General features: G+C 68.1%; 14 protein-coding genes. 5 read left to right on the forward strand and 9 right to left on the reverse strand.

The window, feature by feature from the left end; all coding sequences use genetic code 11:
- Both ABZW96_RS34835 and ABZW96_RS34840 read right to left on the reverse strand, forming a co-directional pair.
- A partial coding sequence (locus tag ABZW96_RS34835) for a pyridoxal-phosphate dependent enzyme (RefSeq protein WP_355080785.1) occupies positions 1-275 on the reverse strand: 275 nt, incomplete at its 3' end.
- Between the two features lie 30 nt (positions 276-305).
- The gene (locus ABZW96_RS34840) at positions 306-1,427 is read right to left on the reverse strand and encodes a serine hydrolase domain-containing protein (protein WP_355080787.1); all 1,122 of its coding nucleotides are present in this window, start codon (positions 1,425-1,427) and stop codon (positions 306-308) included.
- Between the two features lie 235 nt (positions 1,428-1,662).
- Here ABZW96_RS34840 and ABZW96_RS34845 point away from each other — a divergent pair, with 235 nt between their 5' ends.
- The 3 genes from ABZW96_RS34845 (at position 1,663) to ABZW96_RS34855 (ending at position 4,688) form a co-directional block, all read left to right on the forward strand.
- Entirely contained in the window at positions 1,663-2,385 is a 723-nt protein-coding gene (locus ABZW96_RS34845) for a GntR family transcriptional regulator (RefSeq protein WP_355080789.1), read from the forward strand.
- 87 nt (positions 2,386-2,472) lie between these two features.
- Positions 2,473-3,960 carry an NCS1 family nucleobase:cation symporter-1 gene (locus tag ABZW96_RS34850; RefSeq protein ID WP_355080791.1) on the forward strand — a complete coding sequence of 496 codons (1,488 nt, stop codon included), beginning with the start codon at positions 2,473-2,475 and terminating at the stop codon, positions 3,958-3,960.
- Positions 3,960-4,688: an aspartate/glutamate racemase family protein gene (locus ABZW96_RS34855; protein ID WP_355080793.1), complete on the forward strand. Its 729-nt coding sequence runs from the start codon at positions 3,960-3,962 to the stop codon at positions 4,686-4,688. The genes ABZW96_RS34850 and ABZW96_RS34855 overlap by 1 nt, the downstream gene beginning before the upstream one ends.
- 7 nt (positions 4,689-4,695) lie before the next feature.
- Here ABZW96_RS34855 and ABZW96_RS34860 read toward each other — a convergent pair whose 3' ends face one another.
- From ABZW96_RS34860 to ABZW96_RS34880, 5 genes are all read right to left on the reverse strand, one after another.
- A complete protein-coding gene (locus ABZW96_RS34860) occupies positions 4,696-5,046 on the reverse strand; it encodes a hypothetical protein (protein WP_355080795.1) in 351 nt (116 codons plus the stop codon).
- Positions 5,047-5,344: 298 nt separating this feature from the next.
- Positions 5,345-5,920: an isopentenyl-diphosphate Delta-isomerase gene (gene idi, locus ABZW96_RS34865; protein WP_355080797.1), complete on the reverse strand. Its 576-nt coding sequence runs from the start codon at positions 5,918-5,920 to the stop codon at positions 5,345-5,347.
- Complete coding sequence (locus ABZW96_RS34870) at positions 5,917-6,789, reverse strand: geranyl diphosphate 2-C-methyltransferase (RefSeq protein WP_355080798.1); 873 nt, start codon at positions 6,787-6,789, stop codon at positions 5,917-5,919. The genes idi and ABZW96_RS34870 overlap by 4 nt, the downstream gene beginning before the upstream one ends.
- Positions 6,790-6,832: 43 nt before the next feature.
- On the reverse strand, positions 6,833-8,401 hold the full coding sequence (locus ABZW96_RS34875; RefSeq protein WP_355080800.1) for a family 2 encapsulin nanocompartment cargo protein terpene cyclase: 1,569 nt from the start codon (positions 8,399-8,401) through the stop codon (positions 6,833-6,835).
- Between the two features lie 14 nt (positions 8,402-8,415).
- A complete protein-coding gene (locus ABZW96_RS34880) occupies positions 8,416-9,822 on the reverse strand; it encodes a family 2B encapsulin nanocompartment shell protein (protein ID WP_355080802.1) in 1,407 nt (468 codons plus the stop codon).
- Between the two features lie 805 nt (positions 9,823-10,627).
- On the opposite strand from ABZW96_RS34880, the gene ABZW96_RS34885 reads away from it, so the two are divergent.
- Entirely contained in the window at positions 10,628-13,579 is a 2,952-nt protein-coding gene (locus ABZW96_RS34885) for an AMP-binding protein (protein ID WP_355080804.1), read from the forward strand.
- Positions 13,580-13,635: 56 nt separating this feature from the next.
- Positions 13,636-14,235 carry a class I SAM-dependent methyltransferase gene (locus ABZW96_RS34890; RefSeq protein ID WP_355080806.1) on the forward strand — a complete coding sequence of 200 codons (600 nt, stop codon included), beginning with the start codon at positions 13,636-13,638 and terminating at the stop codon, positions 14,233-14,235.
- A gap of 18 nt (positions 14,236-14,253) precedes the next feature.
- Here the strand turns inward: ABZW96_RS34890 and rffA are convergent, their stop codons facing one another.
- Positions 14,254-15,393 (reverse strand): dTDP-4-amino-4,6-dideoxygalactose transaminase, encoded by a 1,140-nt coding sequence (rffA, locus tag ABZW96_RS34895; protein WP_355080807.1) that lies wholly within the window; start codon positions 15,391-15,393, stop codon positions 14,254-14,256.
- The gene (locus ABZW96_RS34900) at positions 15,383-16,483 is read right to left on the reverse strand and encodes a glycosyltransferase family 2 protein (RefSeq protein WP_355080809.1); all 1,101 of its coding nucleotides are present in this window, start codon (positions 16,481-16,483) and stop codon (positions 15,383-15,385) included. The genes rffA and ABZW96_RS34900 overlap by 11 nt, the downstream gene beginning before the upstream one ends.
- Between the last annotated feature and the right edge of the window lie 214 nt (positions 16,484-16,697).

The raw sequence follows: 16,697 nt of genomic DNA on the forward strand, positions 1-16,697 counted from the left end.
AGCGAGGCCGCCGACCACGCGACGCCTTGCGCGTGGTTACCGGCGCTCGCGGCCACGACGCCGCGCTCCCGAACCTCCTGCGGCAAATTCGCGATTCGGTTGTAGGCCCCGCGCGGCTTGAACGACCCGGTGCGCTGCAGGTTCTCGCATTTCAGCCACACTTCGGCGCCCACGCGCTCGGACAACACTCGCGAGGCCAGCAGCGGCGTGCGCCGGATCACCGGGTCCAGCAGCCGCGTGGCCGCCGCGATCCGCGGCATGTCGACGGTCTCCATAGCGCCATGCTGCCACTCGGGCAGGCGAGATCAGGCGGCTCTGGCGAGGTTGTGGGCCAGCGTCCCCAAGCGCGCCAGGCGCGCGTCGCCGAGCGGGGTGATCCGGCTGCCCAGGCGGTTGGTGACGAAGCCGAGCGACATCCCGGTCGCCGGGTCGGCGAAACCGCCGGAGCCGCCGAGGCCGAAATGGCCGAAAGCCGAGATGGGTTCGGCTTTGGACGGCTTCATCGGCACGCCGTGGTAACCCAGCGCCCAGGGAATACGGAAGGCCAGCACGTAGTCGGGGGTGAACACCTGCCGCCGGGTGATCTGCTCGATGGTGTCCGGGCGCAGCAGCTGATACCCGTCCAGTTGCCCGCCGTTGGCGAGCGCGCCGTACACGCGGGCCAGCGCGCGGGCGGAGAAGACGCCGTTGAGGCCGGGCATCACCGAGTCGTGCAGGCGCGGATCGGCCACCAGCTCGGCGAAACCCACGGGGGTGGTGTCGGCGGCGGCCGCGAAGCGGGTGCGGGCGAGCATCCGCGAGCCACGCTCCCAGCTCATGCCCGCGACCGTCAGGCGCGGGAAATTGGTGGCGATACGCCCGCGCTCGGCTGCCGGGACCCGGAACCACAGTTCCTCGGCCGCGAGCGGTAGCGCGATCTCGGTGCGCAGCGCGTCGGTGAATTCCGTTCCGGTCACCCGGCGCACCAGCTCCGCGGCGAGGTGTCCGTAGGTGATGCCGTGATAGCCGCTGGTCACCTTGTGCCGCGGATCGGGCGCGGCGGCCGCGAGCGCCGCGGTGACCGCGGCGTCGTCGAAGAATCGCTCGACCGGTCCGGGCAGCAGCCCACGCAGCCGGTGCAGCCCGGCCCGGTGGGTCAGCATCGCCCGCACGCTGATGCGCTCCTTGCCCGCCGCCGCGAACTCCGGCCAGTAGGTCGCGAGCGGCTCGTCGTAGTCGATCAGGCCGCGCTCGGCCAGGCGATGCACCAGCGTGCTGGCGATCCCTTTGCCGGTCGAGAACGCCATCGCGACGGTGTCGTGCGCCCACGGGACATCCGGATGCGCGTAACCGGCCCAGACGTCGACCACCGGCTCGCCGTGCAAGTAGACCGCCAGCGCTCCGCCGCCGTCGGACGGACGCCGGAACAGCCGGTCGAACTCCGCCACTAATCGCGCGAAGCGGCGATCTACGAATTGTCCTGCCGAAACTGTCATCGAAACCTGTGCCTGTCTTTCAGCGCCTGCGGCGTCGCGAACAATCCAATGCTAGGTGTCTCGTTTCGCTCGAGACCGGTGGCCGGGACCCGCACCCACCACGCGACCGGTCGGTACTGTGAGAAGACGTTTCCTGACCGTCACACGGGTGACCGGGAACGCAACACGCTGCCCCTAGCGTGTTGTCATGCCCCCGAGACGACGTTCGGCGCTGCTCGCGAGGTTGGTCGTCGACACACCCGGCCGCCCGCAGATCATCCTCGGCGAACTGCGCCGGGTGATCCTCGACGGGGCGGTGCCGCCCCGTACCGTCATCCCGCTGCGCGAGGTGGCGGAACTGTTCGGCGTGAGCCATATTCCGGTGCGCGAGGCGCTCAAGACGCTGATCGGGGAGGGGCTGGTCACCCACGAGCCGCACGCCGGATACACGGTGGCGCAACTGACCGCCGCCGAATTGCGCGAGATGTACATCGTGCGGCAGACCTTGGAGACGGCCTCGCTCGCCGCGGCCGCCATGAACCACTCCGCCGCCGACCGCGCCGAACTGCTGGATGTGAACGAGGCCATGGAACAGGCGATACGCGACGACGACCCGGCCGCCTACCACCGTGGGTCGCGCACCTTCCATGTGGCGCTGACCCGGCCGTCACGCATGTTCCGGCTGCTGCACATGCTCGAAGCGGCGTGGAACGTCACCGAGCCGGTGCAGTCGATGGTGCACATCGGCCGGGCCGACCGAGTGCGGCTGCACACCGACCACGCGTTGATGCTGGACGCGTTCCTGGCCCGGGATGTCGAGCGCCTGCTGCTCGTCGCCGAACATCACCATCGCAGGCTGGAGTCCGTGATCGCGACCTTGCCCACCGATACCGGTCTGCTCGCGCCGGAAGATATATCTGCCGCGCAATAGCCGGGCAATAACCGCGCAATGGACGGGCAATAGCCGATTCCTACCGTCGTTTCGATCACAGTTTCACCCTTCGGATGGGAAAACACCATGACCGAAACCATCGCCGCGGCACCCGCTCCCGAGCGGATCGCCCCCGCCGGCTACGACCCACGGCTCACCAACGACGATCTCGCGCCGCTGCGCAAGCAGAACTGGGGCTCTTACAACATCTTCGCGTTCTGGATGTCGGACGTGCACAGCGTCGGTGGCTATGTCACCGCGGGTAGCTTGTTCGCGCTCGGCTTGGCCAGCTGGCAGGTATTGGTGGCCCTGTTGATCGGGATCACCCTGGTGTATTTCTTCTGCAATCTGGTCGCCAAGCCGAGTCAGGTGACCGGCGTGCCGTACCCGGTCATCTGCCGCAGTGCGTTCGGCGTGCTCGGCGCCAATATCCCCGCGATCATCCGCGGGCTGATCGCGGTGGCCTGGTACGGCATTCAGACATTCCTCGCTTCGGCGGCACTGGATGTCGTACTGGTGAAGCTGTTTCCGTCCCTCGGGCCGTACGCGGTGGCAGGCGACTACGGATTCCTCGGTCTGTCGCTGCTCGGCTGGGGCAGCTACCTGACGCTGTGGGTGGTGCAGGCCTGCGTTTTCTGGCAGGGCATGGAGTCCATTCGCCGGTTCATCGACTTCTGTGGGCCCGCGGTGTACGTGGTGATGTTCCTGTTGTGCGGTTACCTGATCGCGAAGGCCGGCTGGGGCGCGATCGATCTGAACCTGGGCGCGGTGCGGTACACCGGATGGGATTCGGTGCCCGTGATGCTGGGCGCCATCGCGCTCGTGGTCTCCTACTTCTCCGGGCCGATGTTGAACTTCGGCGACTTCTCCCGGTACGGCAAGTCCTTCGCCGTGGTGCGCCGGGGCAACCTGCTCGGTCTCCCGCTGAACTTCCTGCTGTTCTCGTTGCTGGTGGTGATCACCGCCTCGCTGACGGTGCCGGTCTACGGCGAGCTGATCACCGACCCGGTCGCCACGGTGGCGCGCATCGACAGCACCTTCGCGATCGTGCTCGGCGCACTGACCTTCACTGTCGCCACCATCGGCATCAACATCGTCGCGAACTTCATCTCGCCCGCCTTCGACTTCTCGCACGTGAGTCCGCAGCGCGTCAGCTGGCGCGCGGGCGGCATGATCGCCGCGGTGGGCTCGGTGCTGATCACGCCGTGGAATCTCTACAACAACCCGGAGGTCATCCACTACACGCTGGAGGTGCTCGGCGCCTTCATCGGCCCGCTGTTCGGGGTGCTCATCGCCGATTACTACCTGGTACGCAAGCAACGCGTGGCGGTGGACGACCTGTTCACGATGTCCAGCAGCGGACGCTATTGGTATCGCGGCGGATACAACCCGGCCGCGGTGATCGCGACGGTCGTCGGCGCGCTGGCCGCGGTGATGCCGGTGCTGGCCAAGGATGTCACCGGTATGTACACCGCGGCACAGTACAGCTGGTTCATCGGTTGCGGCCTCGGCTTCGTGGCCTACTACGTCCTTGCCACACGCACCTGGCCGGCGATGCGGGAGAGCGCGGCCTGATGCATATCCGTGTGGTCAACCCCAATACCTCCCGGGCGATGACCGACACGATCGAGCGGTGTGCCAGGGCCGTCGCTGGTCCTGGCACCCTGCTCGACGCGGTGACCTCGGAGATGGGACCGGCCTCGATCGAAAGTCACTACGACGAAGCGCTCAGCGTTCCCGGCCTGCTCGCCGCGATCCGGCGCGGGGAGGCCGAGGGGGTCGACGGCTACGTGCTGGCCTGCTTCGGCGACCCCGGTCTCGACGCCGCGCGCGAGCTGGCCAGGGGACCGGTGATCGGGATCGCCGAGGCCGCTATGCGTACCGCCGCTCATCTCGGTCGCGGGTTCAGCGTGGTCACCACCCTGGGCCGGACCGTCGGCCGGGCGGCCGATCTGGCGGAGCGCTACGGGATGCGGCACTTCTGCCGCGGTATCCACGCCTGCGAGATTCCCGTGCTCGCCCTCGACACCGATCCGGACGCGCGCAAGATCGTCACCGAAGCGTGCCGGGAAGCGGTCGAGGCGGACCGGTCCGACGCGATCGTCCTCGGCTGCGCGGGGATGGCCGATCTGTCCGCGCACGTGCGCGCCGAGGTCGGCGTGCCGGTGGTGGACGGTGTGGCGGCGGCGACCCTGACCGTCCAATCGCTGCTCACGCTCGGTCTGCGCAAGTCCGGCCGGGGCGAATTCGCCGCGCCGCCGCCGAAGCCTTACACCGGCTCGCTGCGATCGTTCGGGGCCTGAGCGAGGCTCAGGCGGCTACCGCGATGGCGAGCTTGCGCAGTTCGGCGTCCGGGTCGGCCACGTCGACCACGAGCCGTGTGACGTCCGCGCCCGCCAAGTCGATACGGATGGCGTGTCCGTCGAATCGGGTGTCCCAGAATTCCTTGCGGCCCTTGCCGCGGAAGGTCCCCGCCGCGATCACGCCGGGGAAGAAAGTGCCGGGCGTGCGCACCCACGGCGGGCGGCGGTCGACCCCGGCCATGCCGAGCGCGGTGACGGCGGACAGGTCGAAACTCAGCTGGTCGCGCAGCGCCAGCAGCTGATGCGCACCGAGCACGTGCACCGTCACCGTCGTTCCGGTGACCTCGAATTCCACCATCACGCACCTCATTTCACCGAGAACTCGTACCTCTCAACGATGCAGAACGGTCCTGGTCACAGCCTGTGCCGTTCCTATGAGTTCTCTCAGTTTCACTCCATGTTGTTACATGGATATGCGCATCAATCGATGTCACGCACCGTGCCGAGTGTGTCGACCAGCGCGAATGTCGAGCTACAAACGGCTCGGGAGGGAAAGCCGTCGTGAATTCGCCGGCTGGATCGAGGCAGCCGCGCCGCCTGCGCAGTCGGCGAGATGTGGTCGGCTGCCTCGGACCAGGAGAAAACGATACGACGAATCAGTGCGCAGAGGTTCCTGTGACGTGCGCGTGTTCCGCGACGTCGAGGACACCGGCCAGCCATGGGGTGTAGGCGTCCGGGTTGTCGGCCAGCGCGTCGCGTAGCGCGTCCGGCTGAATCCACGCGAAGTCGGCGACCTCGGCCGGATCCGGTCGAGGGTTGCCGATGTCGAGGCGCCCGATCAGAACGTGATCCCACTCGGATTCGACGCGGCCGGTGCGCAGGTCCGCCGCGTGGTAGCGGTAGATCCCGGCCTCGGTGAGCGCGATCGTCAGGCCCATTTCCTCGGCCAGCCGCAGCCCCGCCGCGGCAGCGACCGGTTCGCCGGGTGCGGGGTGGCCACAGCAGGTATTGGCCCACAGTGACGGGAACCTGGTCTTGACCGCCGCACGCTGCTGCAAGAGCACCCGGCCCGCCGAGTCGAACAGCAAGACGGAGAACGCGCGGTGCAGTCGTCCCGGGGCCAGGTGTGCCTCGGCGACCGTGCACGCGCCGACCGCGCGGCCCGCGTCGTCGACGAGTTCGACGGGCAGGGCCTCGCGGTCGGTGTACGGCTGGGCGAGGGCGTCGGTCACCTGCCCACCTTATCGGCGGCGATGAGCAGGTAGTGGAAGCTCCCCTCCTGGTACGCGGTCAGGAACGGCTTCTCGACGCCGGTGGCGAGCTCGGAATGCGTGCGCAGCTCCCAGTACGGGATGGTCGCCGCGGTGAGTTCGGTCACGGAGATGGGCACCAGGTTGTTCGCGGCCAGGGCGCGGAAGTACTCGCCGCGCGGATGGATCATGCAGCCGTAGTGCGCGTCGATCCAGCTGACCGAGGACGCGCGACCGCCGGTCACGTCGTTGGAGCAGCCGGTGATGCACACGTAGCGTCCGCCCGGCTCCAGCAGGCGGGAGAACTCGCTGAACAAGTCGAAGAGGTCCACGTACATCGTGGTCTCGTTGGTCCAGATCCCGCGCATGGAACCGGTCTCGAAGCCGGTGTCGAGCATGTTGCGGAAGTGGAACCGCACCTTGTCCGCGACGCCGCGGTGAACAGCCTGGTCATTGGCGAAGCCGACCTGATATTCGGAGATGGTCACGCCGTCGACCTGGCAGCCGAAGCGCTGGTTGGCCATGAAGCTGGTGCCACCGCGCCCCGAGCCGCCGTCGAGCAGCCGGTCGCCGGGCCGGACGTCGCCGAGGTGGTCGAGCAGGAAGTCCGCCTGCGCGGTCTCCAGCCGGTGCAGTTCGGCGACGATGCGTTCCTCCCGGGTGTCCGCCGGGCCGGTCAGCACGGACAGGTCCGGCTCGCCGATGCCGTAGTGGTGGTGGTAGAGCCCGTCGACCTCACCGAGTTTGGTGTTGACCCGGTCGTCGTTCGGGTTGTTGTTCCAGTACGCGGCGACGGATTTCTGGTAGCTGGTACGCAGAACGGTCCCGGTCTCCGGGTTGAGCATGGTCATGCGCGATCATCCTCTCTCGGTGCGGTACTGCTTCGTTGCTCTCTTACAGGTGGCTCTGGTGCGGGTCGCGATAGCGCTTGCTGTCGGCGTGCCAGGCGCGGTTGCCTCCCATCCAGGCCCACAGGCCTGCGAGGAAACGGCGTAGTTCCGGCGAGCCGAGCGCGGCCAGGGGCGCCGCTTCCCGTTCGAACCGGTGCACGAGTTCGTCGTGCACCTCGGCGGTGCGCAGCACGGCCTCGCGGCGCGAGCAGCGCTCCTCGGCGGCCAGGACGGTCGGCAGGTTGAACTCCCTGCCGTTGGAGAGATCCTCGCGCGCCATCGAATACAGGTCGTTGACCATCTGGCTGGCCAGCGCGGCGGTGGTGACCACGCGGCGCACCGCGGGGTCGGTGTACTCGGCGGCCGGTAACTCGTAGCCGCCGACCACATCGGTCGGCGCCATGCACGGCAGGAAGCTGTGCGGTTGCCGATTGGCGAGGTACTCCCACACCGGCGGCATCCGCCCCGCCGAGCGCCAGCCCGCTTCCGCTCCGAGCGCGATGAACCAGCCCGCGATCTCGGTGCGCAGCCGGGCCAGTTGCGCAGGGCGTGCGTAGCGTGCGAGGTGCTCGAAGGACGTGCGAAACGCGCGCAGGATCGGATCGGCTTCGAGAGCGGCCTCGAGCTGGGCGACGTAACGCGCGGGAAGATGGACCGGGTCCATGGCGGCGGCCGCCAATTCGAGCCGGGGACCCAACTCCGCCTCGGCGCTGGACGGGGTGCCGTCCGGTGCCCGGTCGTCGGCATCCTCCTCGCAGTAGTAGTCGTCCACGGACCATTCCGAGACCGCGCATTTCGCCGCCGCCAGCAGCCGGTCGGCATCGTCGCAGTCCGGGTGGGCGAGCATGATCAGCCGGCCGAAATCGGCGTCGCGCAACTCCTGCAGCCGCCCCTCGTACAACCCGATGTCCCTGGCCCAGTCGACGATGCCGATGTTGACGGCCTCGGCGAGAGCCGGATCGTCACGCAGCGGCGGCGGGCAGTACAGCGGTGGAATCGGATCCTGCCGATCGCGGCACACCTCGGCGGTGCCGGATCCGGTCGGTGTGCGTGGCACCCGTGCGGGACCGCCCGCGGCATCCGACCCGATGCTCGGTTGCGTCCGCGTGCCCGTGCGAGGTGGCCCCGCGAGGCCGTGTAGCAGCGCCGACGGCGTGCCGAGCCCGGTGGGTCCGGTGGGAATGCGTGGCGCTGCGGGCAACGGAGTTCGTCCCGTCACCAGGGGCGGCCCCGGTGCGGTGGCGAGAACTGCGGCTGCCCCTTCGATGGCTGCTCCCGGTGTGCCGGCGCGGACAGCGGTAGGGGAAGTCGCCGCCACGGCGGGCGTCGTGGCAGCGTCCGCGCCGGTACGGGGAAGCAACAGCGCGGCGGCGCCCAGGCCGGACGGACCGAGCAGAGCGCACGGTATGACCCCCGCCTGTCCGGCCACCGACGAAATATTCGGCGAATCAGCCGCTTTCGTCGACAACAGGTCGGCCGGAGCGGTTGTCCGGGTATTGGTGAGTAGCGCGACGACGGTGGCGGCCACCTCATCGGTGGCGTGCGCCGCCGCGGCGCGGGAGAGCACCGACATGCCCATCACCCCGGTCAGTCGGCTTGCCGGGCGACCGAGACGTTGTCGAGCACGCCGAGCGCGTCGGGCACCAGCACGGCCGCCGAGTAATAGCAGCTGATCAGGTAGGAGATGATCGACTGGTCGTCGATGCCCTTGAAGCGCACGTTGAGGCTCGGCTCGTATTCGTCCGGAATCCCGGTCTGGTGCAGGCCGATCACGCCCTGGTCCTTCTCGCCGGTGCGCATGGCCAGGATCGAGGTGGTTTGGGTGTCGCTGATCGGGATCTTGCCGCACGGGAAGATCGGTACGCCTCGCCACGCCGGAACCCGGTGCCCGTCCACCTCGACCGGATCCGGGTAGAGCCCGCGCTTGGTGCATTCGCGTCCGAACGCGGCGATCGCCTTCGGATGGGCAAGAAATAGTTTCGTGCTGCGGCGCATGCTGAGCAGTTCGTCGAAGTCGTCCGGGGTGGGCGCGCCGGTCTCGGTGTAGATGCGCTGCTTGAGATCGCAGTTGTGCAGCAGCCCGAAGTCGGGGTTGTTGACCAGGTCGTATTCGCGGCGTTCGTAGAGCGCTTCGATGGTCAGGCGCAGCTGCTGCTCGACCTGATTCATCGGGTCGTTGAACAGGTCGGCGACTCGGGTATGCACTCGCAGCACGCTCTGCGCCAGGCTGAGTTCGTATTGGCGTGGGGCGGCGTCGTAATCGACGAACGTGCCTTCCAACAGCGGCTCGCCCGCGTGGCCGGAGGCGATCGCGATGTCCGCCTCGCCTTTGTTGTTCTGCGGATGGGTGGGTGCGGAAGCCACGCGAGAAAGTTGCTCGCGCAATGCCGAAGTTCTGTCGATGAACTCTGTGAGTGATCGTCGCGGAAGGACCAACATGGTTGTTCGCGTGACCGTCTTGATGGTGACCGGCCAGATCGCCGAAGGTTCGGTCAATATCGTGTCGCCGAAGAAGTCGCCGCCGCCGAGGATGCCGAGCTTCGTCTGCTCGCCGTACTCACCCGACCCGATTTTGCTCAATTTGCCGTGCACGATCAGCAGAATTTGATCCATCGGATTGCCGAATTCCGCCACCACAATGCCCGGTTCGAGATCGCGCTGTTCGAAACGGTCCGCGAGGGCGCGCAGCACGTCCTCGTCATCGAATCCGCGCAGCGCCGGAAGTTCTTGCAATTCCAGGGGAATGACGCGTGCGGTGGAGCCGTCGATGACGAATTCCACTTCGCCGTTGCCCACGGTGTGGGTGAGGCGGCGGTTCACTCGGTATACACCGCCGTTGACCTGCGTCCACGGCAGCGCGCGAGTGAGCCATCGCGAGCTGATGCCCTGCATCTGCGGTTCGGATTTGGTGGTGTGCGCGAGCAGGCCCGCGGTACTGGTGCTCAGGCTCCTGCGCACGTTGTTTTCCGTTTGGACTGGCATTTCAATGGTCATGCGTGGTCCTCACCTCGAGACGGCCACCGAGACGTGGTGACGGGTTGTGGAGCAGGGGATTCGAGATCGTCGATAGTTCAGAGTCGCCGGGTGTTCACATCAAACAGCAGCGGGCGTGCCCGCGGACAGCTCATCGATCGAATTTGCCTACGCGCCAGGGCGTTCCAGACGTGATCGATGGTAGACGCCGAAAGCGGCTGTGCACAGAAAAATTTCGAAGATCGTTCCGACGCCCGCCGGATGGTCACGACACGCGGTCGATTCCGGTAACGGCGGGTTGCGTCCGGAGGTTCGGTCCGAATTGCGTTCTGGTAGCGGCAGATCAGCTATGTGAGCGTTCGACTGCCTCGGCCACAAGCGGTGCCCGGCGCTCTCTCGATGTGGGCGAATCGGGCGGCCGGAGTGGCCATCGCGGCCATGCCGTGGCATCCACCGGTCGCGAGCGATGTCCCTACCCGCTGTGCTGCCGGACGTAAGCCATGTCCGAGCCGGGGCGTGGGTGCTGCCGGGATACGGGTCGACTAGGTGACCCCTCGATCGATGTGCGCCCGTATTCCGGCGCGGCGTGAAAACGGTGGCGGGCGCCCGGGCACACCGATGACGCTGACCTATCCGGGTTGCCGGTGGCCGGGGCTGCCGCGATGGAATGTTTCCGCGTCGATACGTGACCGTCAGGGAGCCGACTGCGGCAACCTGGCATGTGACGTGTCACAGCGGACACATAATGGACAAGTGGTGTGGGAAGCTCGTCTGAACACGTCGCCGTGTGTGATGCGGGTCACGTTCTAGGGTAGGGCCAGGAGCGATGGTGAAGTTGAATGCGAAGGTTGTGGTGGGCTCGGTACAGCGGTTGATGGCGACCGCGCAGAACGGCCTGGAGGTCATCCGCTTCGGCGGACTGACCCCTGACGTGGCGTCCTCGCCGTTCGAGGTCGTGGAACGCAGACGCATGTACCGGCTGCGGCATTACTTCCCCGACGACACGACGCCGGGGCGCCCGGTGGCCGTGCTGGTCCCGCCGCTCATGGTGAACGCCGACATCTGGGATGTGAACGCCGAAGAGGGCGCCGTCGGGATCCTGCACCGCGGCGGCATCGACTGCTGGGTGGTGGACTTCGGCTCGCCCGCCAGCGAGGAGGGCGGCTGGCAGCGCGATCTCGCCGACCACGTGCTGGCCGTCAACAGCGCGATCGACACCGTCAACGAGGCCACCGGCAGCGGCGTGCACCTGATGGGCTACTCGCAGGGCGGCATGTTCGCCTACCAGACCGCCGCCTACCGGTACGGCAAGGGCGTGGACAGCATCGTCACCTTCGGCAGCCCGGTCGACATCGTCGCGGGCATGCCGTTCGGGCTGCCCTACGGCATGGTCTCCGACGTCGCGGACTTCCTGGCCGATCATGTGGTCACCCGGTTGCCGATCACCGACTCCATGGTGCGCATCGGCTTCCAGTTGCTCGATCCGGTGAAGACGGCCAAGTCGAGGATCGACTTCCTGCTTCAGCTGCACGACCGCGAGGCGTTGTTGCCGAAGGAGCGCCAGCGCCGATTCCTCAACAGTGAAGGCTGGGTCGGTTACGCGGGCCCGGCCGCGGCGGATCTGCTCAAGCAATTCGTCGCGCACAACCGACTGATGCTCGGCGGTTTCGTGATTCGCGATCACCCGATCTCGCTGGCCGAACTGAAATGCCCGATCCTGGCGTTCGTCGGCGAGGTCGACGACATCGGACAGCCCGCCGCGGTGCGCGGCATCGTGCGGGCCGCGCCGAACGCGGAGGTCTACGAGGCGACATTGGTCGCGGGCCACTTCGGCCTGGTGGCCGGAAGCATGGCCAGCAAACACACCTGGCCGCTGGTGCGGCAGTGGGTGGAATGGATGAACGGCGACAAGCCGCTGCCCCCTGAGATCGTGCCGATGACCGAGCACGTGCCCAGTAATCGCCCCCGCTCGGCGGCCACCCGGGTGGTGCACACCGCCGCGACGCTGGCCGAGGCGGGCACCGGCGTCGGCAAGGCCCTCGAAGGCATCGCGAGCAACACGGTGCGCGGATCGATCGAACTGGCGGGAGAGGCCGCGCGGGCTCTGCCCAGGCTGACCCGCCTCGGCATGATCCAGCCGCACACCCGCATATCGCTCGGCCGTTTGCTGACCGAGCAGACGCGCCGCGCGCCGCAGCGGGACCTTTTCCTGTTCGACGACCGCGTGCACACCAACGCGGCGGTCAACGAGCGCATCGACAACGTGGTGCGCGGCCTGATCTCGGTGGGCGTGCGCCCGGCCATGCGGGTCGGCGTGGTGATGGAGACCCGGCCCAGCGCGCTGGCCTCGGTCGCGGCGCTGTCGCGGCTGGGCGCGGTGGCGGTGCTGCTCGCCCCGCACAGCGACCTGCGCCGCGCGATCGAGCTCACCGGCGTCGAGACGCTGATCTCCGATCCGGAGAACCTGCGGCAGGCCGCCGCGACCGACGCCAGGGTGCTGGTGCTCGGCGGTGGTAGCACGCGCGAGCTGGCGCTGCCCACGACCGACCGCCTGATCGACCTCGAGCAGATCGACCCGGCGCGGGTGCGGGTGCCCGCCTGGTACCGGCCGGACCCCGGTCTGGCGCGCGAGCTGGCGTTCGTGCTCGTCACCGGCACCGGTGACCGGCTGGAGACGAAGTACATCACCAACCACCGCTGGGCGCTGTCGGCGTTCGGCACCGCGACCACGGCCGATCTCAATCGCAGGGACACGGTGTACTGCCTTGCGCCGCTGCATCATTCGTCCGGGCTGCTGGTCAGTCTCGGCGGGGCGATCGCGGGTGGCAGCCGGGTCTCGCTGGCCCGGTCGCTCGACCCGGCGCGCTTCGCCGAGGAGGTGCACCGCTACGGCGTCACCGTGGTGACCTACACCTGGACCATGCTGCGCGACATCCTCGACGCGGAGGTGTTCCCGGACGGCCACAGCCACCCGATCCGTTTGTTCATCGGCTCCGGAATGCCCGCCGGACTGTGGCGGCGCACCGTGGAGCAATTCGAGCCCGCCCGCGTGCTCGAGTACTACGCCTCGATCGAGGGTGACGTGGTGCTGGCCAACGTGGCCGGGGTGAAACGCGGATGCAAGGGGAGGCCGGTTCCCGGCACCGCGAAGGTGGAACTGGTCGCCTACGACCCGCTCACCGAACGCATCCTGGTCGACGGATCCGGCTACGCCCGCCGTTGCGCGGACAACGAGGTGGGTCTGCTGATCGGCAAGGCGTCCGACGGCGTCGACATCTCCGCGGGCGGCCTGCGCGGGGTCTTCACGGCGGGCGACTCCTGGATGCCGACGGAGAATCTGTTCCGCCGCGACAGCGACGGCGACTACTGGCTGATGGACCGCACGGACACGGTGATCCACACCCGGCGCGGGCCGGTCTTCGGTCAGCCGATCGTCGACGTGCTCAACGACATCACCGCTGTGGACATGGAAGTCACCTACGGACTGAACGTCGACGACCATTGCATCGCGGTGGCCGCGGTGAGCGTGCGCGAAGGTCTCCGCCTGGACCCGAAGGATGTCACCGAGGCGTTGCGGGTGCTGGACCCGGACCAGCGGCCCGACCTGGTGTACGTGGTGGACGACATCCCGCGCAGCCCGTCGTTCCGTCCGTCCGCCCGCGCCGTGCAGGCGGCGGGCAGGCCGGAGCCGGGGCCGGATACCTGGTGGTACAACCGGGCATCGGACGCCTACGAGATCCTCACCGACGACCAAGCGCGCGCGCTGCTCGGTGGCTGACGCGATACATGTTGCCGAAGAGCCGGATTCATCGACCGATGGCATAGTGAGTGCCTGTGGGAACGAGCCTCATTTACCGCAACGGGACTGTCTACGAGGTCCTGATGCGCGGGTTGTACGGCAAGCACTACACGGCTCGGTATCGCGCTATCGCGGAACTCGTCCCGGAAGGGGCGAGCGTGGTCGATCTGTGCTGCGGACCCGCGACGCTCTACACCCGCTACTTGCGCCACAAGTCGGTCGACTACACCGGGCTCGATCTGAACGAGCGCTTCGTCGCGCGCGTGAACGAAGCGGGCGGGCGGGGCAAGGTGTGGAATTTGCATTCCGGCGACGCGCTGCCCACGGCCGATTACGTCATCATGCAGGCCAGCCTCTACCACTTCCTGCCCGAGCCGCGCCCGCTGCTCGATCGGATGCTCGCTGCGGCCACCGACCGGGTGATCGTCGCCGAACCGGTCCGCAACCTGGCCACCAGCGACAATCCGGTCCTCGCCACGATCGGCAAGCGGTTCACCGACGCGGGCGACGGCGAGCAGGCGCACCGCTTCACCGAGCGGACGCTGGACGAGTTCTTCACGGCGTACGGCCCGCGGGTGGCGCGGCAGTCCCTCATCGCGGGCGGGCGGGAGAAGCTCTACATACTCACCGCGTGAACCGGCGTCCGGGCCGGTTCACACGGTGAACGCGGTGACCGCGTCCACGACGCGGGCCACCTGCGCGTCGGTGAGATCCGGCCAGAGCGGCAGACGCACGACGGTTCCGGAGAACTCCGCGCTGCGGGCGCAGGCCCGCGGCGTGCGGCCGAGCTTGAACCCGGCCGGGCTGGAATCCAATGGGATGTAGTGGAACGGTGCGGAGATACCCCGCGCCGCGAGGTGCGCGATCAGGTCGTCGCGGCGGCGCTCGTTCGGGGTCCGCAGGTAGTACAGATGCGCGGTGTGCCCGCGATCGGCGGGCACGGACATCAGACGGACGTCGTTGCGCTCGGCCCAATCCGGCAGGGCGGCGGCGTAGGCGTCCCACACCCGGTGGCGTCCGGCCTGGATGGTGTCGAACTCGTCCAACTGCGCGTCGAGCACGGCCGCGTTCAGCTCGCTGGGCAAGTAGCTGGAGCCGATGTCCTGCCAGGAGTACTTGTCCACCGCGCCGCGCAGGAACCGGGCCCGGTCGGTGCCCTTCTCCCGGATGATCTCGGCACGCGCCATCAGGATCTCGTCGGTGAGCAGCAGCGCGCCGCCCTCACCGCAGTGCACGTTCTTGGTGTCGTGGAAGCTCAGCGTGCCCATCGTGCCGATGGTGCCGAGCTTCCGGTCACGCCAGGTGCCGCCCAGTCCGTGCGCGTTGTCCTCCACGACGGCGAAGCCGTGCGCGTTCGCCAGGTCGAGCAGTCCGGCCATGTCGGCGGCGACGCCACCGTAGTGGATGACCACCACGGCCTTCGTCCGCTCGGTGACCACGGCCGCCACCGACTCAGGGTCCAGGTTCCCGGTGGCCGGATCGATGTCGGCGAAGACGCACGTGGCGCCACGCAGCGCCATCGAGGTGGCGGTGGAGGTGAAGGCGAAGCTGGGCACGATCACTTCGTCGTCGGGCCCCAACTCCAGCAGCAGGCCCGCCATTTCCAGCGCGGAAGTGCAGGAGGTGGTGAGCAGGGCGTGTGGAGCGCCCGTGATCGCCTTCAGCTTCGCGGTGGCCGACGCGGTGAACTGTCCGTCGCCGTGGCTGTGGTCGGAGGCCAGCACGGCCTCCAGATTCGCTAATTCCCGGCGCGCCCGGTACGGACGGCTGAAGATGACGCGGTCAGTGCTCAACCCGGTCGGTCCCCCTGCTGGCGGTGGTCGCGGTCATTTCCGAAGTGTCCGCCGGACGCGGTGTCGGCGTCTCGACGGTCAGATAGAGCGGTTTGCCCACCAGGATGTGCAGCGCCACGCCCAGGTACTCGGCGATGAGTCCGAGTGAGAACAGGATGGCGCCGGAGCACAGCAGCAGCACCACGATGGTGGATGCCCAGCCTTCCGGCGCCCAGCCGTCGGTGGTCAGCGCTTCGATCACGACGACCGCGGCCATCACGCCGCCGGCCAGCGCCAGGGTGACGCCGAGCAGGCTGACCAGCCGCAACCCGCGGGTCCCGCTGCACAGCACCATCTTCCAGAACAGCGAGAACAGGCGGCGGTAGTTGTAGCCGGACTCCTCCCTGCCCTCGGCGCGCAGCACCACCGGCGCCTGCGCGACGGCGCCGACCACCCAGGTCAGCGCGACGTCCAGGTAGACGCCGTTGGACGCGACCTCGGCCAGTTGCCTGCCGATGTCCCCGCGGATCAGCCGGTAGCTCTCGAACCGGGTGGAATCCGGGAACGCGAACAGCGTCGCGAGCACCAGCTTGGCTCCGCGCGAGGTCAGATTGCGCAGGAAGCCGTGCGGCCTGGTGTTGCTCGGCTTGGAGTAGACCAGATCGGCGCGCTGCGCCAGCGCCGTGTCCAGGAACGTGCTGATGAAGCGGGGATCGTGCTGGCCGTCCTCGTCCATGGTGACGATCCAGTCACCGGCCGCGGCCGACATCCCGGCGATCGTCGCGGCGTCCTGGCCGAAGTTGCGGCTGAGCCAGACGGTGCGCACGGTCGGATAGGTCCGTTGCAGTTCTTGCAGCACCACGTCGGAACGGTCCGGGCCGTGGTCGTGCACCAGGATGATCTCGGAGACGACGAACGGGGTACCGCCGGGAGTCTCGGTGGTGCGCGTGAGATCGTGCAGTTCGGCGACCAGACCGGCGATCGTGTCCTCGCCCCGGTACACCGGCACGACCACCGACACCGTGTGCGGCCGGTCCACGCCGGGCCGTGCCGGGTCACCGTTCGTCGCGGGGGCGCCGGAACGGAGTGTGCGGGCAGGTGGGATCGGCATCAGCTGGATCGACTTTCGATGACGGTGCGTGCCGGTACTCGTGGCAGAACTGCGGAGCCCGAACCGGTGTGGACTCTAGCACGGTGCGCCGGGTGGCCAGCGGAGCAGCTGATCATGCCCTCATCTTGGTGGCGTCCGCGACCGATGCCAAGCCGGGAGCCGCCCTGTAGGGTTTGGAACTCGTGACGGACAGTGCAGTGCTCGACTCGCCGCC

Origin of the sequence: Nocardia sp. NPDC004168, assembly GCF_040610355.1 — a bacterium.
In the GTDB taxonomy this organism is placed as follows: domain Bacteria; phylum Actinomycetota; class Actinomycetes; order Mycobacteriales; family Mycobacteriaceae; genus Nocardia; species Nocardia sichangensis.

Coding starts and splice junctions, on each gene's coding strand:
- ABZW96_RS34855 (WP_355080793.1), top strand. CDS start 3,960: ATGCATATCCGTGTGGTCAACCCCAATACCTCCCGGGCGATGACCGAC.
- ABZW96_RS34845 (WP_355080789.1), top strand. CDS start 1,663: ATGCCCCCGAGACGACGTTCGGCGCTGCTCGCGAGGTTGGTCGTCGAC.
- ABZW96_RS34860 (WP_355080795.1), bottom strand. CDS start 5,046: ATGGTGGAATTCGAGGTCACCGGAACGACGGTGACGGTGCACGTGCTC.
- ABZW96_RS34885 (WP_355080804.1), top strand. CDS start 10,628: ATGGTGAAGTTGAATGCGAAGGTTGTGGTGGGCTCGGTACAGCGGTTG.
- ABZW96_RS34900 (WP_355080809.1), bottom strand. CDS start 16,483: ATGCCGATCCCACCTGCCCGCACACTCCGTTCCGGCGCCCCCGCGACG.
- ABZW96_RS34870 (WP_355080798.1), bottom strand. CDS start 6,789: ATGACCATGCTCAACCCGGAGACCGGGACCGTTCTGCGTACCAGCTAC.
- ABZW96_RS34875 (WP_355080800.1), bottom strand. CDS start 8,401: ATGTCGGTGCTCTCCCGCGCCGCGGCGGCGCACGCCACCGATGAGGTG.
- ABZW96_RS34850 (WP_355080791.1), top strand. CDS start 2,473: ATGACCGAAACCATCGCCGCGGCACCCGCTCCCGAGCGGATCGCCCCC.
- ABZW96_RS34880 (WP_355080802.1), bottom strand. CDS start 9,822: ATGACCATTGAAATGCCAGTCCAAACGGAAAACAACGTGCGCAGGAGC.